We start from the raw sequence: 20,049 nt of genomic DNA, 5'->3' as shown, positions 1-20,049 counted from the left end.
TTTTCCCGTTAAAAGGCCATGTTCAAAACGTCATCACATAGGGAAGCAGGGACATGACGACAGCCAAAGACATCATGAAGCAGATCAAGGACAACGACGTGAAGTTCGTCGATCTGCGCTTCACCGATCCGAAGGGCAAACTGCAGCACGTTACGATGGATGTCGTCGAGGTCGAGGAAGACATGTTTGCCGATGGTGTCATGTTCGACGGTTCCTCGATCGCCGGCTGGAAGGCGATCAACGAGTCCGACATGGTGCTGATGCCCGATCCCGATACGGTGCATATGGACCCGTTCTTCGCTCAGTCGACCATGGTCATCCTGTGCGACATCCTCGACCCGATCTCGGGAGAATCCTACAACCGCGACCCGCGCGGCACCGCCAAAAAGGCCGAGGCCTACATGAAGGCGGAAGGCATCGGCGACCAGATCTTCGTCGGTCCTGAAGCCGAGTTCTTCGTGTTCGACGACGTCAAGTACAAGGCCGATCCCTATAATACCGGCTTCCGGCTGGATTCGACCGAATTGCCGTCCAATGACGACACCGATTACGAGACGGGTAACCTCGGCCACCGGCCGCGCATCAAGGGCGGCTATTTCCCGGTGCCGCCGATCGATTCGGCACAGGACATGCGCTCGGAAATGCTCACCGTGCTCGCCGAGATGGGCGTGCGCGTCGAAAAGCACCACCATGAAGTGGCCGCCGCCCAGCACGAGCTCGGGATCAAGTTCGACACGCTGGTCCGCAACGCCGACAAGATGCTGATCTACAAATACGTCGTGCACCAGGTCGCCAATGCGTATGGCAAGACGGCCACTTTCATGCCGAAGCCGGTATTCGGCGACAATGGCTCTGGCATGCACGTCCACCAGTCGATCTGGAAGGAAGGCAAGCCGACCTTCGCCGGCAACGAATATGCCGGCCTGTCCGAGAGCTGCCTGTTCTACATCGGTGGTATCATCAAGCATGCCAAGGCGATCAACGCCTTCACCAACCCGCTGACCAACTCCTACAAGCGCCTGGTACCCGGCTATGAAGCGCCGGTGCTGCTCGCCTATTCGGCACGCAACCGCTCGGCCTCGTGCCGTATTCCGTTCGGCTCGTCGCCGAAGGCCAAGCGCGTCGAGGTCCGCTTCCCCGATCCGGGCGCGAACCCCTATCTTGCCTTCGCCGCCATGCTGATGGCCGGCCTCGACGGCATCAAGAACAAGATCCACCCGGGACAGCCGATGGACAAGGATCTCTACGACCTTCCGCCGAAGGAATTGAAGAAGATCCCGACCGTCTGCGGCTCGCTGCGCGAAGCCCTGCAGAGCCTCGACAAGGACCGCGGCTTCCTGAAGGCCGGCGGCGTCTTCGACGACGACCAGATCGACAGCTACATCGAGCTTAAGATGGCCGAGGTGATGCGCTTCGAAATGACCCCGCATCCGGTCGAATACGATATGTACTATTCGGTCTGATCTGGATCGTTGCAGCCAACAAAAAAACCCCGGCGGAGACGCCGGGGTTTTTTTTATTGCGATGCGATCGGAGAGAACGTCACGGCGCAGACCTGAGGTCTACGCCGGGACGAATGTTCAAGCCGCGGCCGAAACCTCGGCGCTGGTCGGGACGGAGGCGATCGTCTTCAATATCTGCGAGGCTATCTGGTAGGGGTCGCCCTGCGAGTTCGGACGGCGATCCTCGAGATAGCCCTTGTAGCCGTTGTTGATGAAGGAGTGCGGCACACGGATCGAGGCGCCGCGGTCGGCGATGCCGTAGCTGAACCTGTTCCACGGCGCGGTCTCGTGCTTGCCGGTCAAACGCTTGTCGTTGTCCGGACCGTAGACGGCGATGTGATCCATCAGGTTCTTGTCGAAAGCCGCCATCAGCGCTTCGAAATACGCCTTGCCGCCGACTTCTCGCATATAGGCGGTCGAGAAGTTGGCATGCATGCCGGAGCCGTTCCAGTCGGTATCGCCGAGCGGCTTGCAGTGATATTCGATGTCGATGCCGTATTTCTCGGTCAGGCGCTGCATCAGATAGCGTGCCATCCACATCTGGTCGGCGGCCTTCTTGGAGCCCTTGCCGAAAATCTGGAATTCCCACTGGCCTTTGGCCACTTCGGCGTTGATGCCTTCATGGTTGATGCCGGCGGCGAGGCAAAGGTCGAGATGCTCCTCGACGATCTGCCTGGCGACGGAGCCGACATTGCTGTAGCCGACGCCGGTGTAGTACGGGCCTTGCGGCGCCGGATAGCCACTCTCGGGGAAGCCGAGCGGGCGGCCGTCCTTGTAGAAGAAATACTCCTGCTCGAAGCCAAACCAGGCACCCTCGTCGTCGAGGATGGTGGCGCGCTTGTTGGATGCATGCGGCGTCACGCCGTCCGGCATCATGACCTCGCACATGACGAGCGCGCCATTGGTGCGGGCGGGATCCGGATAGACGGCGACCGGCTTCAAAACGCAGTCGGAGCTGTGGCCCTCGGCCTGCATGGTCGAAGAACCGTCGAAGCCCCACAGCGGAAGCTGGTCGAGCGTCGGAAACTCGGCATAGTCCTTGACCTGCGTCTTTCCGCGAAGATTGGGAACCGGGGTGTATCCATCGAGCCAAATGTACTCGAGCTTGTATTTCGTCATTCTAGCCTCTCGTTGCTTGATCACCGAACCCTGGATGGCGCCGGGGCGAGCCGGCCTATCCAGCAGCCGACCTGCCGACTGTTAAAATGCAATTCGTGTGCCATTTGGCTGGCGACGGGTGCGGCAAAAGCGATGTAGTGTCGGCGCAAAATTGCTGAGCCGTCGTAATTGTGCGATCGGATCGCTCACAAGCATAGTTTGCATAAATATTGTGCAGCTACTGATCTTTTTATAATCATGTTGCCTAATTCGATTGCGAAACCTATCTTGGGGAAAGGTTGAATCGGCAAGGTTGTGCCGAAGAAAGGAAACCGACAATGGAAATCACTTCCACTCCTCAGTCGGCCAAAATCCTGATGTTCCCGGTGGCAGCGCGCGCTTCTGCCTCAAATTTAAGCGGAAAGGCTAAGTTCGCAGCAGAACTTGCTTCTTTGCGCAACCGAACGGATTTCGGAAGTGCCTGGTATCATGAGGCAGCGATCGAAGAAGCGAAAAACGATCGGAAGAGCTGAGCCTCCCCATCTCTCGTCTCCCTCCGATGAATCGCAAAGCCCGGCGCGATCGCTCGCGCCGGGCTTTGCTTTGAATCGGGACAGGTCGGCTATTGCTTGGTATGCAGGTCTGTTCCGAGGGTATCCCTGATGAAGATCATGCCGATGACCAGCGACATCGCCGCGATCACCACCGGGTACCAGAGACCGTAGTAGATGTCGCCCTTGTAGGCGCTGAGCGCGAACACCGTCGCCGGCAGCAGCCCGCCGAACCAGCCATTGCCGATATGGTAGGGCAGCGACATTCCGGTGTAGCGGATGCGGGTCGGAAACATCTCGACCAGGATCGCGGCGATCGGCCCGTACACCATCGTGACGAAGATCACGAGGACGAACAGGATGGCGATCGTCATCGGCCAGTTGACCGCGGCCGGGTCGGCAAACATGGCAAAGGGACCGCCGCCCGGTATGGTGTAGACAGTGACCTCGGGGGCTCCCGCAGCCTCATCGGCAGTCAGCAGCTTGTCCTTGATCGCCTGGTCGGTCGGGACCGTCGCCTTGTCGCCGGAGCGGATCGCGGCCGTATCGAGCTTCAGCTCGGGATTGGCCGCAATGAAGGCCTCAAGCTTCTGGTCCGGCACCTTGGCCGCTGCCCGCTTCAGCGGATAGCCGCCGTCCCGAAGCGCTGTGTTTACCGCTTTGGCGAAAACGGCGTCCTTAGCCTTGGCTTGATCGCCGGCCGCAGTCGCGTCGTACGACTCAACTGTCTCGTTGCCGATTTTGACCGACGCTGCAGTGCCGGGGGCTGCCGTCGTTACCACGTCATAAGGCACTGAGTTCTTGGTCAAGAACGAGGTGGCGATATCGCAGGACGTCGTGAACTTCGCCGTGCCCACCGGATTGAACTGGAACTTGCAGTCGCCCGGTGCCGCGGTGACCGTCGCGCGCGTGTTTTGCTGCGCGGTGGCGAGCGCCGGGTTGGCTGCCCAGGTCAGCGCCTTGAACAACGGGAAAGTGCAGACGATCGCCAGTGCAAGGCCGGCCATGATGATCGGCTTGCGACCGATCTTGTCGGAGAGCCAGCCGAACACGACGAAAAAGATGGAGCCGACCGCCAGCGCGATTGCGATCATGATGTTGACCGACTGCGCGTCGACCTTGAGCACGTTGGTTAGGAAGAACAGCGCGTAGAACTGGCCATTGTACCAGACCACGGCCTGGCCGGCTGTGAGGCCGAGCAGTGCCAGCAGCGCAATCTTTGCGTTCTTCCATTGGCCGAAGGCTTCCGTCAATGGCGCCTTGGAGCCTTTGCCTTCGTCCTTCATGCGCTGGAAGGTCGGCGATTCAGAAAGCGACAGCCGGATCCATATCGAAATCCCGAGGAGCAGAAAGGAAACGATGAAAGGAATGCGCCAACCCCACGCGGCGTAGGTTTCCTTGGCCATCGACCCCTGGACGATCAGGATGACGACCAGCGACAGGAACAGGCCGAGCGTTGCCGTCGTCTGTATCCACGACGTGTAGTAGCCGCGGCGATCGTCGGGTGCGTGCTCGGCGACATAGGTCGCGGCACCGCCATACTCGCCACCGAGCGCCAGGCCTTGCAACATGCGCAAGATGATCAGGATCACGGGAGCGGCAATGCCCAAAGTCGCATAGCCAGGCAGCAAGCCGACCAGGAAGGTCGACAGGCCCATGATCGTCATCGTGACAAGGAAAGTGTATTTACGGCCGACAAGATCGCCGATGCGGCCGAACAGCAATGCGCCGAACGGACGCACGAGGAAGCCAGCGGCGAAAGCCAGCAGCGCGAAGATATTGCGCGTAGCTTCCGGGATGGTTGGGCTGAAAAAAGTCGAACCAATGAACACTGCCAACGAGCCGTAGAGATAAAAATCATACCATTCGAAAACGGTGCCGAGCGAGGAGGCGAAGATGACCTTCTTCTCCTCGCGCGTCATGCCGCGGCTTGTTTTGCCGGCGGTCGATGCCATTGCCATGAGTGTATCCTCCCGTGTGATTCCGTCGGTCCTCGATGCTGCGCGTCATCGTCCGCGTTTCCTCGGAACGCAGACTCAGTGCAGCCACCGGTGCAAAAAATGACAGAAAGCAGTGCCCAGAGGCAGACCGCCTTTGGGATTATGACTTTGGTCTAATGTGCAGTGCGAAATAGCGGGCGGTGCCGTCAGCCTTTGAGCGCTTCGAGCAGGCTGACTGCCGCCATCATGTCGCGCTTGCGGGCGGCGCGGCGGGCGACGGCCTCGGCATCATGGCCCCATTGCTCGGCCTGCCAGTCCTCGTCGACATGGCCGGCAGCCCAGGCCACCTCGCCGTCGAGCTCGCCGAAATCGACGGCCAGCGCCAGCAGCGCCGATCCGGTCAGCGAGGTCATGACGTGGATGGCAGCAAGGCGCAGCGGATCGGCACGTTGGGCTAGATGCTGGCCAAGCAGCGCGATACTCTCGCGCGGCTGCTCGACGTGGATCACGCCTTCGGCGAGCTGGAACCGGGCGCCGAGCGCGCTGCGCGCCCAGTCGATGACCGGATCCCAATGCTCGTTCTGCCGGTCGACCAACCCCTGTGGTGCATCGGCGCGGTAGCAGAGCATATCTGATGAGGCGAAACGCAGGATATCCTCCAGCACCGCCTGGGGATCACTGGCGACCCCATCGATTGCCGTATTGACCAGACGCATCAACGGCATCGTTACCGGGTCGATGGTCTCCTCCTGTGCGGCGAATTCGTCCGCAATAAGAGCAGCCGCCTTTTCGGTCGGCAGCGCCAGCAGCGCCTTGGCGGGCGTGCGGACGGGCTTGCCATCGAGATGGACGGCAAAACCATCCTCGACCGGTGCCACCGCGACGGTCTTGTAGAAGCGTTTTGGCAGCGGCGTCTTCATCTGGATCTGGGCGCGACGCACCGGATCCGGATCGGAGAGCTGCTTTCCAGCTTCGAGGTCGTTCAAAATATCGCGCATGCTCATCCGGGGNCACCGGATCCGGATCGGAGAGCTGCTTTCCAGCTTCGAGGTCGTTCAAAATATCGCGCATGCTCATCCGGGGCTTTGTTTTCGGGCCGGCCGGTTGACGATGATAAGACCGGCGGCGATCAGGCCGAGTGCCAGAAAGATACGAACGGTCAACGGCTCGTTCAAGAACACGGCGCCGCAAAGCACGCCGAAGACCGGCGACAGGAAGGTGAAGCTCGACAGGCCAGATGCAGGGTAGCGCCGCAGCAGCCAGAACCACAGCACATAGGTGAAGGCGACAACGTAGACGGCCTGGAACAACAGCGCCAAGGTCGGCAGAAGGGTAAAGCTGCGGACGGGCGGCCCGGCAAAGGGCATCACCAAAATGCCGACGGCGGCGGCACCGGCCAGCTGATAGAGCAGCAGCTTTTCGGCGCTGGCCTCCACCAGTTTCGACCGCTTGATGACAATGTTGGTCACGGCCCACAGAATGCCGGCGCCGAGACTGAGCAGGTCGCCGCTCAACGTCTCGCCACCATTAGCGCTCAGTTTGTCGGAAAACACCGCGACCAGCCCGGCGAAAGCGAGCAGAAGCCCAACGAGCTTGCGTGCCGTGATGCTTTCGTCCAGCAGGAAATGGCCGCCGACCAGCATCCAGAACGGCATGGTGTTGACCAGCAAGGTGTTGCGCACGACGGTGGTGTGCTCGAGCCCGACATACAGAAACAGGAACTCGAGACCGAAAAGCGCGCCTGCCAGAATGCCGGCGACGAGAGTCTTGTCGGGCGTGAACAGCGCGATGCCGCGCCAGCGGCACCAGCCGAAAACACACAGGCCGCCGATCACCGAGCGGGCGATCGATAGGAAAACGGGATCGTAGCCGGCATAGGAGATCTTGGCGGCGACGTAGTTTAGGCCCCAGGAAAAGGTCAGCCCGACCATGATGGCGGCGGCCGCCAGATCGACCGCGTCACGGCGGTCGAGCGTATCTGTGGCGACGCCCACCGGCCCTAGTCCTCCGCGCTTGCGTCGTCGAAGCCGATCAGGTTCCAGCTCTGGCGCATGTGCGGCGGCATCGGCGCGGTGACGTCGACAAACCCCTTATCGGGATGCGGGATGACGATGCGGCGGGCGTGCAGATGCAGGCGGTTCTGCATGCCGCCGGGAAAATCCCAATTGGTGTCGGCCTCGAAATATTTGGGGTCGCCGATGATCGGGCAGCCGATATGCGCGGCATGGACACGAAGCTGGTGGGTGCGGCCGGTATACGGCTCCATCTCCAGCCAGGTCATCGTCTGTGCAGCCTGCTCGATGACACGGTAGTAGGACACGGCGTGGTCGGCACCCTTTTCGCCATGCTTGGCGATGCGCACGCGATCGCCGTCGGGCGTCGGTTCCTTGATCAACCAGGTCGAGATCTTGTCCTCGCGCTTCGGCGGCACACCCTTGACCAGCGCCCAGTAGGTTTTCTTCGTCTCACGCGCCCGGAACGCTTCGGCGAGCTTCATGGCGGCGAGCCTTGTACGGGCGACAACCAGAACACCCGACGTGTCGCGGTCGAGCCGGTGCACCAGACGCGGCTTCTCGCCCTTCTGGTTGCGCCAGGCTTCCAGCATGTCGTCGACATTGCGGGTGACCCCGGAGCCGCCTTGCACCGCCAGGCCGGCCGGCTTGTTGAAGACGAAGACCTTCGGGTCCTCATGGATCAGCATCTTGGCCAAGACATCGGCATCGCCCTGGTTGCGTATCGAATGGCCGGTGAGCGGGCTTTCGCCTTTCTTGTCCACTTCGAGCGGCGGCACACGCACCGTCTGGCCGGCTTCGACGCGTGTATCGGCCTTCACCCTGCCGCCGTCGACGCGGATCTGGCCGGAACGCAGCAGCTTCTGCAGATGACCGAAACCGAGACCGGGGAAATGGGTCTTGAACCAGCGGTCGAGCCGCATGCCCGCCTCACCGGTATCCACTGTGATCTGTTCAACGCCTGCCATGATTCCAATCGCCGTTTTGCGAACATGCAACGGCATTCGCCGGCACCCGCAATCTCACTCGGTTATTCGTTGTCGGTTCCATATTGCAGAACCTGAACTTTCTCCAGCGTGATCAAGCCACTTGTCATGATTGTTTCAAGCACGGGCAGAAAAGCGGCCAATTTTTCCTCGTCGTCGACGATCTCGATGACAAGGGGAAGGTCCTCCGAGAGACGGAGGATCTTCGTGGTGTGAAGTCGGCTGGAATGGCCAAATCCCATCGCCCCGCGCAGGACGGTCGCGCCGGCAATCTGCATTTCGCGGGCCTTCAGCACGATGACCTCATACAGCGGACGGCCATCTGCCCTGTCGTTTTCGCCGATAAATATGCGCAGCAATTGTGCCTGTGGTGGTATCTTCATTGCCTGGATCCTCTCAGCTGGTTGAGGCGCACTGCAAAGATGTGGCCAAGCCAGACGGCGGCAAGCCAGGCCACCACGGAGATCGCGATATTGAGTGCCGCCGCCACAAGCTTCCCGCTTTGCGCGAGGGTGAGTGTTTCAAGGCTGAAAGCGGAGAAGGTCGTCAGGCCACCGCAGAAGCCGGCCATGAAGAACTGGCGCTGCAGCGGACTGGCGAAGACGCGACCATCCGGTCCCGTCAATGTCGCATAGAAGCCGATGAGGAATGAGCCGACAATGTTGACGAGGAGCGTGCCGAAGGGAAATCCAGTGCCCCACCAGGCGGTGCTCGCCAATGAGGCGAGCGCCCGCAGCACGCCGCCGATCATGCTGCCAGCGGTCACGGTCGCATAGATACGAACCGTTTGGCTCGTTCGGCGCGAGCCAATGAGGCGCGCCGCACGCCCCGCCATCCCGTCGGAGCGGAGCTTCTGCGGGCCGCTCATGGCGCCCCGCTGCCAATCAGAAGACTTCCCGCGGCAAAGCCCAGCGTCACGCCGCCGAGGCTCAGGAAAACCGAAAGCAGCACATTTCCGCCGGCGCGCAGCCATTCGCCCTCACGCGCCAGCGCCAGCGTCTGCAGGCTGAATGAAGAGACCGTGGTGTAGCAGCCGAGGCCGCCGGTGACGACAAAGGCCCAAAGGGCAGGCATGCCGTCGCGCGCCACGGCATGCGCAACGACGCCGATTGCAAACGCCCCCGACACATTGACGACCATCGTGCCCCAAGGAAAGGTCTCGCCGACCCGGCGGGCGACGAAGCCGGACAGGAAGAAGCGGGCCATTGCACCGATCGCGCCACCAAGACAGACAAGCAACAGATGATACATCGTGCTCCCTCGCGCCAGTTACGCTACGGTGTCAGGCAGCTCCGACCTTCTTCGGCTTGCTGGAGGCGATCATCTTCCAGTTCTTGTAGAACATGGCATTGATGCGCTCGACGCTGACCGAAACAATGGCGAGGAGCGTCGAGATCAGACCGGGAAACGGCGATGGGCGAATGATGTCCATGAACACGCAGTAGCGGCGCCCGTCATACTCGTTGACCGAGCGATGAAGCAGCGTGTCGTCGAAGATGAACAGCGGGTTCTCGTGCCAGTAATTCTTGGCGTTGCCACACTGGACGAACACTTCCGATTTCACCGGGATGAGGTTGTAGAGAATGCGCAGGCTGAGCCGGAGCGGGCCAAAGTGCCAGGAAGTCGATTCCCTGCCGCTGAACACAGAGACGGCAATCGTCTTGATGTATTTGAAATCCTTGTTGAATTCGGCGACGTTGTCTATTTTGTGCTTGCCATACCACTGATAGACATACATGCCGCGCCGGCCGCTGCCGAAATTGGCGTCGATGTCGGCGATGATCTCGTCCTTGCGTGCCTTGAAGACATCCAGGACCTCGTTGACCTCGCGCTGGTAGTCCGGAGGAAACTGGTCCAATTTCCAGACACCGCGGTTTCTATAGCACAGCAGATCCACCAGCAGATTGAAGGGCGAAAGCAGCCAGGTGAAGATGCCGTTGCCCAGGAAATAACCACTGAACAGCGCCCAATTCTTGTTGTCGTTGCGCAACACGTCGATCAGGCCGAGGACGATGAAAATCGTCGTCAGAATGGGAATGACATAGAAGCCGAGCGCCAGCAGCGGAATGGCTATGGCGAACTTCCGAAGGGTTTTGCGGGATTTTTTTGTCATTTTTCCACGCGCCAGGCGCGATTCCGTTCTGAATATCGTCGGTACGTTTCTGGCCTGCCGCCGGCCGAAGGCGCATCTTGATAGGGTTTTTTATCCCACCAGACAACGCCGATCACACCAGTGTGCGACTGGCAGCTACTTTTCCCGCTCGCTGCGCAGCTTCGCCCAATAGTCCAGCCGCTTCCTGATATCGCGCTCGAAGCCGCGCTCGGGCGGATCGTAGAATGTCTGCCTTCCCATCTTCTCAGGAAAATAGTCCTGGCCGGAAAAAGCGTCGGGCTCGTCGTGGTCGTAGCGATAGCCGGCGCCGTAATCTTCCTGTTTCATCAGCTTGGTCGGCGCATTGAGAATGTGCTTGGGCGGCAGCAGCGAACCGAATTCCTTGGCCGCCTGTGTGGCGGCCTTGAATGCGGTATAGACTGCATTGGATTTCGGCGCGGTAGCGAGATAGACGGTAGCCTCGGCGAAGGCCAGTTCGCCCTCGGGCGAGCCCAGATAGTCGTAGGCGTCCTTGGCGGCGTTGGCGACGACGAGTGCCTGCGGGTCGGCCAGCCCGATATCCTCCATCGCCATGCGCACCAACCGGCGCCCGAGATAGAGCGGATCCTCGCCGGCGTCGAACATGCGGGCCAGATAGTAGAGTGCCGCGTCGGGGTCGGAGCCGCGCACCGATTTGTGCAAGGCGGAGATCAAATTGTAATGGCCGTCCTGGCCCTTGTCGTAGATCGGCGCGCGGCGCTGGACGATGCGCTGTAAGGCCTCGGCGCCAAACACTTCACCTGATTTGGCGGCACGCCAGACCTCTTCGGCCAGTGTCAGCGCCGCGCGGCCGTCGCCGTCGCTCATGCGGATGAGCATCGCCCGCGCCTCGTCATCGAGCGGCAGCGCCCTGCCCTCTGCCTCCTCGGCCCGCGCCAGGAGCTTGGCGATGCTGTCCTCGCCGAGCGAGTGAAAGACCAGGACGCGTGCGCGCGACAACAGCGCGGCGTTAAGCTCGAAGGACGGGTTCTCCGTGGTGGCGCCGACCAGCACGACGGTGCCGTCTTCCATCACGGGCAGAAAACTGTCCTGCTGGGCGCGGTTGAAGCGATGGATCTCGTCGACGAACAGCAGTGTCTGGCGGCCGTTGGAGCGGCGCAGCTTCGCTGCCTCGAACACTTTCTTCAGGTCGGCAACGCCGGAAAACACGGCCGAGATCTGTTCGAAAGCGAGGCTTGTCTCGCCGGCAAGCAGCCGTGCGACCGTGGTCTTGCCGGTGCCGGGCGGGCCCCAGAAGATCATCGAGCCGAGCGAGCCGGAGCCGATCAGCCGCGTCAGCGCGCCGTCGGGACCGGTCAGATGCTCCTGGCCGACGACCTCGCCGAGGTTCTTCGGGCGCAGACGGTCGGCCAGCGGCCTGCCGGGCGGCGTCTTTTCCGGTTCATCGACACTGAACAGATCGGCCATGCAACTTCTTCTGCCTGGAGCCCGACCATGCTGACGTCGGGCTTAGTAACGCAACACCTGGCGCAGTATCTGCCCGCCGCGCTCGACGGTAAAGCGCCACCAGCGTGTATCCTGCTGGGCTATCTGTTCCAGGGTCGCCGCCTTGTCGATCGTCAGGCCATTGACCTCACGCACGATGTCGCCCGGCTGGAAACCAAAATCGGCAGCGGGCGAATCGCGGTTGATATCGACGACGGTGACGCCTTTGACATCGGTGCGCAGACCAAGCCGCTGGGCAAGCCGTGGCGATAGTTCGGCAACCCTGGCACCGGAAAACGGGCTACGGCCGCGCAATGTGAGCTCCGCAGCTTTGGCGCCCTCAGGCGGCCGTTCCAGCGCGATGTCCATCGTCGCCTGCTGACCCTTGCTTAGAACGCCGAAGCTGGCATTCGTACCGATCGACAGCGTCGCCATCCGGTAGTCCAGCGCCCCGACGCTCTCGACCGGCTTGCCGTTGAGCGACAGCACCACGTCACCAGGCTTGAGCCCTGCCTTGGCAGCGGGTCCTGCCTCTTCGACCGAAGAAACCAGCGAGCCGGCCGGTTTGTCCATGCCGAGCGATTCGGCAATCTGCGGCGTCACCGCCTCGAACTCGGCACCGACATACGGCCGCTCGAAGAAGTCGAGCCCGGCCTTGGCCGCATCGGCGAAGGCGCGAACCATGTTCGAAGGGATGGCAAAGCCGATACCGATCGAGCCGCCGCTACGGCTATAGATCGCAGTGTTGATGCCGATCAGTTGACCACCCATGTTGACCAGCGCGCCACCGGAATTGCCCGGGTTGATGGCGGCGTCGGTCTGGATGAAGAAGCTGGAATCGGAGACGCCGATATGGCTGCGCGCCACAGCCGAAATGATGCCGCTGGTGGTGGTCTGGCCGACACCGAACGGATTGCCGATCGCCAGCACCAGGTCGCCGACCTCGAGCGCGTCGGAATCGCCAATGGCGATCACCGGGAACGGCTTGTCGGAAGAAATCTTGAGCACGGCGAGGTCGAGCGTCTCATCCTTGAGCAGCACCTTGCTGTCGAATTCGCGCCCGTCGGCGGTCGCGACCTTGACCTGGTCGGCGTCCTTGACGACGTGGAAATTGGTGACCACGACGCCGGTCGGATCGACCAGCACCCCCGAACCGAGCGAAGACTGCGCGCGCGGCTGCGAGCGGCCGAAGAACTCCTCGAAGAACGGATCGCCATCAAAGGGCGACGTCACCTTGGCGGTTTGCGAGGCGTAGACATTGACCACGGCCGGGGCCGTCTGCTTGACCAGCGGCGCGAAGGACAGCTGCACCTCCTCGCGGCCGAACGGCACGCGCTTGTCGGGGCCGGAGGTGGCGTTTTCGCCTTCGACGCCATGCAGCAGATCGGTCAGCACGTCGGACAGACCGGGATCTGGCTTGGTCTCCTCCGCCAGCGCGTGCCTGGCCGCCGGCACGACGGCCAGCGCCATCAAGGCGCAGATCAGAACAAGGGACAGCCGTTTAACGCGCATTCCGAATCCTCCAAGTCGGGCGCCATTGTCCTGACGATTGTGCAAAATGAAAGGCTAAGCCGCTGAAATCCGATTATTTTGGATAGTCGCCGCAAAAACCGGTGACAAAACCCCTGCAAGCCCTGCCCGGCAGCTTCGGAAACAGAAAAAGGGGCCAGCAGGCCCCTTTGAACTTCTCAGAAAAACCGAAGCTCATGCGGCTGCGGCTTCCTCTTCGGTGCCTTCGGCCTCGATGCGGGCGCGGTCGCCGGCGCCTTTGGCCGAGGTGTCGCGGTCGACGAATTCGATGACGGCCATTGCGGCATTGTCACCGTGACGGAAGCCGGCCTTCATGATGCGCAGATAGCCGCCATTGCGAGTGGCGTAACGTGGCGCGATTGTGTCGAACAGACGCTTGACGACGCCCTCATTGCCGATCTGGGCAATCACTTGGCGGCGGGCGTGCAGGTCGCCGCGCTTGCCGAGCGTCACCAGCTTCTCGACGATCGGACGCAGATCCTTCGCCTTCGGCAGCGTGGTGAGGATCTGCTCGTGCTCGATAAGCGACACGGCAAGGTTGGCAAACATCGACTTGCGATGGCTTATGCTGCGGGCGAACCGGCGGCCTTTAAATCCGTGGCGCATGGCTCTTCTCCTTCATTGCGGGTTCAAGAGGCCTGAGCCTCAGTATTGATCTTCGTAACGCTTGGCGAGGTCTTCGATGTTTTCCGGCGGCCAGTCCGGCACTTCCATGCCGAGATGCAGGCCCATCGCCGCCAGGACTTCCTTGATCTCGTTCAGCGACTTGCGGCCGAAGTTCGGGGTGCGCAGCATCTCGGCTTCGGTCTTCTGGATTAGATCGCCGATATAGACGATGTTGTCGTTCTTCAGGCAGTTGGCCGAACGCACCGAAAGCTCGAGTTCGTCGACCTTCTTGAGCAGCGCCGGGTTGAAGGCAAGCTCGGTAACCTGTTCGGCAGCGACTTCCTTCTGCGGCTCGTCGAAATTGACGAACAGGCCGAGCTGGTCCTGCAGGATGCGAGCGGCGAAGGCCACCGCGTCCTCGCCCGAGATCGAACCATCGGTCTCGATGGTCATGGTCAGCTTGTCATAATCGAGAACCTGCCCCTCACGGGTGTTCTCGACCTTGTAGGAGACCTTCTTGACCGGCGAATACAGGCTGTCGACCGGGATCAGCCCTATCGGCGCGTCTTCGGCGCGGTTGCGGTCGGCCGGCACATAGCCCTTGCCGGTGTCGACGGTGAATTCCATGCGGATCTCAGCGCCTTCGTCCAGCGTGCAGATGACGTGGTCGGGATTGAGGATCTCGACGTCGCCGACCGTCTGGATGTCGCCGGCGAGAACCGCGCCCGGTCCCTGCTTGCGCACGACCATGCGCTTGGGGCCATCGCCTTCCATGCGGATGGCGATTTCCTTGATGTTCAACACGATGTCGGTCACGTCCTCGCGCACGCCGGCGATGGACGAGAATTCATGCAGAACGCCGTCGATCTGCACGGCGGTCACAGCCGCGCCACGCAGCGAAGACAGAAGCACGCGGCGCAGCGCGTTGCCGAGGGTGAGGCCGAAGCCGCGCTCGAGCGGCTCGGCGACCAGCGTGGTCAGCGTCTTCTTCTTCGACGAGAACTCGATCTTGTTCGGCTTGATCAGTTCCTGCCAATTTTTCTGGATCATAGTGCTTTCCTTCCGTTGTCCCGCCACCATCCAATCGTGGCGGGCGACCTGGAATGCCGTGGAGGAGCGCCCTTGAGGCGCTCGCGCGGCGTTCGGTAAATTCTCTTTAGACGCGGCGCTTCTTGCGCGGGCGGCAGCCATTGTGCGGGATCGGCGTCACATCACGGATCGAGGTGATGGTGAAGCCTGCTGCCTGCAGCGCCCGCAGCGCCGATTCACGACCGGAGCCGGGTCCACAGACCTCGACCTCGAGCATGCGCATGCCGTGTTCCTGAGCCTTCTTGGCAACATCTTCGGCGGCCATCTGGGCAGCGAAAGGGGTCGACTTGCGCGATCCCTTGAAGCCCTGGGCTCCGGCCGACGACCAGGCAATGGAATTGCCCTGCGCGTCGGTGATGGTGATCATCGTGTTGTTGAAGGTCGAATTGACGTGGGCAACGCCCGACGAGATGTTCTTGCGTTCGCGACGGCGAACACGAGCGGCTTCCTTGGCCATGATAGTCCTTTCAGTTGATCTCTACACCGCCGTAATGCCAGCGGCTCCACCAGGGAGAAGGCAGTAGGGGAATATGGCAGTAGGGCAGTATGTCTGCCGTTCCTATTGCCTTACTGCCCTACTCTCTTACTGCCCTAAATTACTTCTTCTTTCCGGCAATCGACTTGGCTGGGCCTTTGCGGGTGCGCGCATTGGTGTGCGTGCGCTGGCCACGAACCGGCAGCGAGCGGCGGTGACGCAGGCCGCGGTAGCAGCCGAGGTCCATGAGCCGCTTGATGTTCATCGACACTTCGCGGCGCAGGTCGCCCTCGACCTGGTAGTCGCGGTCGATGGTCTCCCGGATCTGCAGCACTTCCGCGTCGGTCAGCTGGTTGACGCGGCGCTCGGCCGGGATGCCGACCTTGTCGACGATCTCCTGGGCGAACTTCTTGCCAATGCCGTGAATGTATTGAAGCGCAATGACGACGCGCTTGTTGGTAGGAATGTTGACGCCGGCTATACGAGCCATGTTCTTCTCTTCTCCATATAAGCCGGACGAGCCGGCGCTTCAAGTTGCCCCGCGTCCGGTGGAGGCCGGCCCTTGCGGGAGTTTCCAGTTCAAAGCGGCCTGCCTTGCCCTTGCGGACAAGCAAGCCTCATGCCTGATAGGAAGACGGGCCGCCATACCCCAGCGGACCGCTCCAGTCAAGCGCAATCGTTCGTTTCTCTAGCCGGCCGCCTGGCCAACCTGCCGGGTCGTCGCCCTGAGCACCGCCTCGATCTGCTGCGTCACCGCATCGATGTCGGCCATGCCATCGACGCCCCTGAGCTTGCCCTTGGCGTAGTAGTAGCCGATCAGCGGCGAGGTTTTCTTGTAATATTCCCTCAAGCGTTCTTCGAACACCGCTGGGCTGTCGTCCTTGCGCACCGGCAGGCCTGCGGCCTTGGCGTCCTCGGCGCGTTTGACGATTCGGCCAACCAGCGCCTTGTCGTCGACGACAAATTCGATGACCGCGTCTAGCTCCAGCCCGCGATCCGAAAGCATTTCCTCAACGGCGTCCGCTTGCACCAGGGTTCGCGGGTATCCGTCAAGGATGAAGCCGTTTGCGCAATCGGCTTGATCGATGCGCTCGGCCACGATGGCGTTGACGATAGCGTCGGACACCAGTTCACCAGCATCCATCACCGCCTTGGCTCGCCTGCCGACTTCGGTGCCGGCCTGAACAGCAGCACGCAGCATGTCCCCCGTGGAAAGCTGTGGGATGCCGTGTCTTTCTACCAGTCTCAGTGCTTGTGTCCCCTTGCCCGCCCCCGGCGGTCCAAGCAATATCAACCTCATCTGGCCTTCTTCCCCCCGCGCAGCTTCGACTTCTTGATCAGGCCCTCATACTGGTGCGCGATCAGGTGACCCTGAATCTGCGCCACCGTATCGAGCGTTACACTGACCACGATCAGGAGCGAAGTGCCACCAAGGTAGAACGGTACGCCAGTCGCTGAAATCAGGAACTCGGGCAGCAGACACACCAGCACCAGATAGATGGCGCCGACGACGGTGATGCGGGTGAGCACATAGTCGATATAGTCCGCAGTGCGCTCGCCCGGACGATAGCCCGGGATGAAGCCCGAATGCTTCTTGAGCTGGTCGGCGGTGTCCTTCGGATTGAAGACGATCGCCGTATAGAAGAAGGCGAAGAACACGATCATGGCAGCGTAGAAGGCCATATAGAGCGGCTGGCCGTGGCCGAGCGCCGCCAGGATGGTGCTCGCCCAGGCAGGCATATTGGTCGTCTGCGAGAAGCCGGCAACCGTTGCCGGAAGCAGCAGCAGCGACGAGGCGAAGATCGGCGGAATGACGCCGGACGTGTTGAGCTTCAGCGGCAGATGCGAGGTATCGCCCTGGAACATGCGATTGCCGACCTGGCGCTTGGGATACTGGATCAGCAGGCGGCGCTGGGCGCGCTCGAAGAAGACGATCAGCGCGATGACGACGATGGCGAGCACGATGATCGCCAGGATCAGGCCGGTCGACAGTGCGCCGGTGCGGCCAAGCTCCAGCGTGCCGGAGATGGCGCGGGGCAGGCCGGCGACGATGCCGGAGAAGATGATCAGCGAAATGCCGTTGCCGATGCCGCGGGCGGTGATCTGCTCGCCAAGCCACATCAGGAACATGGTACCGCCGACCAGCGTGACGACGGTGGAGATGCGGAAGAACATGCCGGGATCGTTGACGATGCCATTGCCGCCCTCAAGCCCGACCGAAATGCCATAGGCCTGGACCAGCGCCAGAAGCACGGTGCCGTAGCGCGTGTACTGGTTGATGATCTTGCGACCCTGCTCGCCCTCCTTCTTCAGCGCTTCCAGCGAAGGAATGACCGAGGTCATCAGCTGCATGATGATGGAGGCGGAGATATAGGGCATGATGCCGAGGGCAAAGATCGCCATGCGCTGCACGGCGCCACCGGCGAACATGTTGAACATGCCGAGTACGCCCTTGCTCTGCGACGAGAAGGCCTGGGCGAAAGCGTCGGGATTGATGCCGGGCAGCGGGATATAGGTGCCAAGGCGGTAAACGAGCAGCGCGCCGATGGTGAACCAGATGCGCTTCTTCAGATCCTCGGCTTTGGCGAAGGCCGAAAAATTCAGATTCGAGGCTAGTTGTTCAGCAGCCGAAGCCATGCCTGATTCTCCGCTTGGTCACGCTCGATGCCCGCAGCTCAGGCGGCGCGTGTCACCGAAGCTCACGAGATAAGCTCCGGACTGCAAACATGCAAGCGGCCGCGTTGATGCGGCCGCCACATCTGTCGGATCAAAGCACGACCGAAGGCAAAACCGAATTCCACCTTTGCCGACCGTGCTTCAAATTGCCGTTACTCGGCGGCTGCTTTCTCAGGCAACTTCACCGAACCGCCGGCCTTTTCGATCTTCTCGACCGCGGCCTTGGAGGCTCCGGCCACGTCGAAGGCAAGCTTGGCCTTGATGTCGCCGTCCGAAAGGATGCGCACGCCGTCCTTGACGCGACGGATGACGCCGGCCGCAACCAGCGCCTCGGCTGTCACAACTGTCTTAGCGTCAAGCTTCTTGGCATCGAGCGCGGCCTGGATGCGGGCCAGCGACACAACGGTGAAGCTCTTGGCGAAGATATTGTTGAAGCCGCGCTTCGGCAGACGACGGTAGAGCGGCATCTGGCCACCCTCGAAGCCGTTGACGGCGACGCCGGAGCGCGCCTTCTGGCCCTTGACGCCGCGACCGGCGGTCTTGCCCGAACCGGAGCCGATGCCACGGCCAAGACGCTTCTTGGAATGCGTCGCGCCGTCCTTGTCACGCAGATCGTTGAGTTTCATCTGGGTTCTCCTGCGCTCTGGCTCAGCCCTCGTCCACGACGCGGACGAGATGCTGGACGGCAGCGATCATGCCGCGCACCGAGGGCGTATCCTCCAGCGTGCGCTGCTTGTGCATCTTGTTGAGGCCGAGGCCGACCAGCGTTGCGCGCTGCTCCTTCGGCCGGCGGATCGGCGAGCCGATCTGCTCGACGGTGATGGTCTTGGTTGCTTTCTTGGCCATGGTCAGATCCCTGGTCAGCTTCGACTATTCTTCAGCCGCAACGGCGGTGCCGCGGCGGGCCTGAAGGGTCGAATACTTGATGCCGCGCGCAGCAGCCACATCCTTCGGATGCATCTGGCTCTTCAACGCGTCGAATGTGGCGCGAACCATGTTGTAGGGGTTCGAAGAACCCATCGACTTGGCGACCACGTCATGCATGCCGAGCGTCTCGAAGACGGCGCGCATCGGGCCGCCGGCGATGATGCCGGTACCTTGCTTGGCAGCGCGCAGCAGAACACGTCCCGCGCCCCAGCGTCCCTCGACGTCATGGTGCAGCGTGCGGCCCGAGCGCAGCGGCACGAAGATCATGTCGCGCTTGGCCGATTCGGTCGCCTTGCGGATCGCCTCCGGCACTTCGCGCGCCTTGCCGTGGCCGAAGCCGACGCGGCCCTTCTGGTCGCCGACGACGACGAGCGCTGCAAAGCCGAAGCGCCGGCCGCCCTTGACGACCTTGGCGACCCGGTTGATGTGGACGAGCTTGTCGACCATGCCGTCGTCGCGCTCTTCGCGATCACGGCCGCGGCCGCCATCCCTACGTTCCTGTGCCATATCCTGTTCCTTGTTTTTTTCCGGAAGCACGGTTGATGATGATATCCGGCGCCTCTGTGGGTCGCCGGGGGCGAAAACTCTTTTTTCCTTCGCATGATCCTATCCGAAAAGTCTGCAACTTTTTGCTGCGCTGACCTCCGGTTCGGGATCACGCTTTAGAAGCTCAGACCACCTTCACGGGCAGCCTCGGCAAGCGCCTTGACACGGCCGTGGTAGATGTAGGCGCCGCGGTCGAAGACGACTTCCTTGACGCCGGCCTTCGAGGCACGCTCGGCGATCAGCTTGCCGATGGCAGCTGCGGCCGCGGTGTCGGCGCCGGTCTTGAGCGAACCCTTGAGCTCCTTCTCGAGCGTCGAAGCAGCGGCGATGGTGTGGCCCTTGGCGTCGTCGATGACCTGGACGTAGATGTTCTTCGACGTGCGATGGACCGACAGGCGCGGACGATCGCCAGCGACCTTCTTGATCTGGCGGCGGACGCGCTGAGCGCGGCGCTGGGTGGATTCTTTCGAGCCCATGATATCAGTTCCTTGCCTTCAAAAGACGGGGGCAACCATATGCGGTAGGACAAGCCTC

23 protein-coding genes are annotated in these 20,049 nt (G+C 61.7%); 2 read left to right on the top strand and 21 right to left on the bottom strand.

Annotation, left to right across the window (positions count from 1 at the left end):
• The first annotated feature begins 53 nt into the window (after window positions 1-53).
• Window positions 54-1,463: a type I glutamate--ammonia ligase gene (gene glnA / locus X760_RS46260; RefSeq protein WP_023717536.1), complete on the top strand. Its 1,410-nt coding sequence runs from the start codon at window positions 54-56 to the stop codon at window positions 1,461-1,463.
• A 117-nt stretch (window positions 1,464-1,580) separates the two neighbouring features.
• Here the strand turns inward: glnA and X760_RS46255 are convergent, their stop codons facing one another.
• On the bottom strand, window positions 1,581-2,621 hold the full coding sequence (locus X760_RS46255; protein ID WP_023717535.1) for a glutamine synthetase beta-grasp domain-containing protein: 1,041 nt from the start codon (window positions 2,619-2,621) through the stop codon (window positions 1,581-1,583).
• 317 nt (window positions 2,622-2,938) lie between these two features.
• On the opposite strand from X760_RS46255, the gene X760_RS0137155 reads away from it, so the two are divergent.
• Window positions 2,939-3,133, top strand: coding sequence for a DUF2735 domain-containing protein (locus tag X760_RS0137155; protein ID WP_031193555.1), 195 nt, complete (start codon window positions 2,939-2,941; stop codon window positions 3,131-3,133).
• A gap of 89 nt (window positions 3,134-3,222) precedes the next feature.
• Here X760_RS0137155 and X760_RS46250 read toward each other — a convergent pair whose 3' ends face one another.
• From X760_RS46250 to rplR, 20 genes are all read right to left on the bottom strand, one after another.
• Window positions 3,223-5,112, bottom strand: coding sequence for an MFS transporter (locus X760_RS46250; protein ID WP_023717534.1), 1,890 nt, complete (start codon window positions 5,110-5,112; stop codon window positions 3,223-3,225).
• A gap of 185 nt (window positions 5,113-5,297) precedes the next feature.
• Window positions 5,298-6,089: an ATP12 family chaperone protein gene (locus X760_RS46245; protein ID WP_023717533.1), complete on the bottom strand. Its 792-nt coding sequence runs from the start codon at window positions 6,087-6,089 to the stop codon at window positions 5,298-5,300.
• A 75-nt stretch (window positions 6,090-6,164) separates the two neighbouring features.
• Complete coding sequence (locus X760_RS46240; RefSeq protein WP_023717532.1) at window positions 6,165-7,085, bottom strand: DMT family transporter; 921 nt, start codon at window positions 7,083-7,085, stop codon at window positions 6,165-6,167.
• A gap of 5 nt (window positions 7,086-7,090) precedes the next feature.
• On the bottom strand, window positions 7,091-8,071 hold the full coding sequence (locus X760_RS46235; RefSeq protein ID WP_023717531.1) for an RluA family pseudouridine synthase: 981 nt from the start codon (window positions 8,069-8,071) through the stop codon (window positions 7,091-7,093).
• 62 nt (window positions 8,072-8,133) lie between these two features.
• Window positions 8,134-8,472 carry a DUF190 domain-containing protein gene (locus X760_RS46230; protein ID WP_023717530.1) on the bottom strand — a complete coding sequence of 113 codons (339 nt, stop codon included), beginning with the start codon at window positions 8,470-8,472 and terminating at the stop codon, window positions 8,134-8,136.
• Complete coding sequence (gene crcB, locus X760_RS46225; RefSeq protein WP_051409627.1) at window positions 8,469-8,924, bottom strand: fluoride efflux transporter CrcB; 456 nt, start codon at window positions 8,922-8,924, stop codon at window positions 8,469-8,471. Before crcB (X760_RS46225) ends, X760_RS46230 begins: the two co-directional genes overlap by 4 nt.
• 29 nt (window positions 8,925-8,953) lie before the next feature.
• Window positions 8,954-9,340 carry a fluoride efflux transporter CrcB gene (gene crcB / locus X760_RS46220; protein ID WP_031193553.1) on the bottom strand — a complete coding sequence of 129 codons (387 nt, stop codon included), beginning with the start codon at window positions 9,338-9,340 and terminating at the stop codon, window positions 8,954-8,956.
• A 31-nt stretch (window positions 9,341-9,371) separates the two neighbouring features.
• Complete coding sequence (locus X760_RS46215) at window positions 9,372-10,202, bottom strand: aspartyl/asparaginyl beta-hydroxylase domain-containing protein (protein WP_023717527.1); 831 nt, start codon at window positions 10,200-10,202, stop codon at window positions 9,372-9,374.
• Between the two features lie 135 nt (window positions 10,203-10,337).
• Complete coding sequence (locus tag X760_RS46210; RefSeq protein ID WP_023717526.1) at window positions 10,338-11,648, bottom strand: replication-associated recombination protein A; 1,311 nt, start codon at window positions 11,646-11,648, stop codon at window positions 10,338-10,340.
• A gap of 42 nt (window positions 11,649-11,690) precedes the next feature.
• Window positions 11,691-13,178: a DegQ family serine endoprotease gene (locus X760_RS46205; protein WP_023717525.1), complete on the bottom strand. Its 1,488-nt coding sequence runs from the start codon at window positions 13,176-13,178 to the stop codon at window positions 11,691-11,693.
• A 192-nt stretch (window positions 13,179-13,370) separates the two neighbouring features.
• The gene (rplQ, locus tag X760_RS46200) at window positions 13,371-13,802 is read right to left on the bottom strand and encodes a 50S ribosomal protein L17 (RefSeq protein ID WP_023675127.1); all 432 of its coding nucleotides are present in this window, start codon (window positions 13,800-13,802) and stop codon (window positions 13,371-13,373) included.
• Window positions 13,803-13,841: 39 nt separating this feature from the next.
• Window positions 13,842-14,852 (bottom strand): DNA-directed RNA polymerase subunit alpha, encoded by a 1,011-nt coding sequence (locus X760_RS46195; protein WP_023675128.1) that lies wholly within the window; start codon window positions 14,850-14,852, stop codon window positions 13,842-13,844.
• A gap of 106 nt (window positions 14,853-14,958) precedes the next feature.
• Window positions 14,959-15,348, bottom strand: a complete 390-nt coding sequence (gene rpsK, locus X760_RS46190) for a 30S ribosomal protein S11 (protein ID WP_006205444.1) — start codon at window positions 15,346-15,348, stop codon at window positions 14,959-14,961.
• A gap of 139 nt (window positions 15,349-15,487) precedes the next feature.
• Complete coding sequence (gene rpsM / locus X760_RS46185) at window positions 15,488-15,856, bottom strand: 30S ribosomal protein S13 (protein WP_006205445.1); 369 nt, start codon at window positions 15,854-15,856, stop codon at window positions 15,488-15,490.
• Between the two features lie 198 nt (window positions 15,857-16,054).
• Window positions 16,055-16,666, bottom strand: a complete 612-nt coding sequence (locus X760_RS46180; RefSeq protein WP_023717524.1) for an adenylate kinase — start codon at window positions 16,664-16,666, stop codon at window positions 16,055-16,057.
• Window positions 16,663-18,003 carry a preprotein translocase subunit SecY gene (gene secY, locus X760_RS46175; RefSeq protein ID WP_023717523.1) on the bottom strand — a complete coding sequence of 447 codons (1,341 nt, stop codon included), beginning with the start codon at window positions 18,001-18,003 and terminating at the stop codon, window positions 16,663-16,665. Before secY ends, X760_RS46180 begins: the two co-directional genes overlap by 4 nt.
• Before the next feature lie 191 nt (window positions 18,004-18,194).
• Window positions 18,195-18,668, bottom strand: a complete 474-nt coding sequence (gene rplO / locus X760_RS46170) for a 50S ribosomal protein L15 (protein WP_023717522.1) — start codon at window positions 18,666-18,668, stop codon at window positions 18,195-18,197.
• A gap of 22 nt (window positions 18,669-18,690) precedes the next feature.
• The gene (gene rpmD, locus X760_RS46165; RefSeq protein ID WP_006205449.1) at window positions 18,691-18,888 is read right to left on the bottom strand and encodes a 50S ribosomal protein L30; all 198 of its coding nucleotides are present in this window, start codon (window positions 18,886-18,888) and stop codon (window positions 18,691-18,693) included.
• Window positions 18,889-18,912: 24 nt separating this feature from the next.
• A complete protein-coding gene (gene rpsE, locus X760_RS46160; protein WP_006333394.1) occupies window positions 18,913-19,476 on the bottom strand; it encodes a 30S ribosomal protein S5 in 564 nt (187 codons plus the stop codon).
• A 155-nt stretch (window positions 19,477-19,631) separates the two neighbouring features.
• On the bottom strand, window positions 19,632-19,991 hold the full coding sequence (gene rplR, locus X760_RS46155) for a 50S ribosomal protein L18 (RefSeq protein WP_023675132.1): 360 nt from the start codon (window positions 19,989-19,991) through the stop codon (window positions 19,632-19,634).
• Window positions 19,992-20,049: the final 58 nt, after the last annotated feature.

This window comes from Mesorhizobium sp. LSHC420B00 (assembly GCF_000503055.1).
Classification (GTDB): Bacteria; Pseudomonadota; Alphaproteobacteria; order Rhizobiales; family Rhizobiaceae; genus Mesorhizobium.
This window is presented reverse-complemented; position numbering and strand designations above follow the sequence as displayed.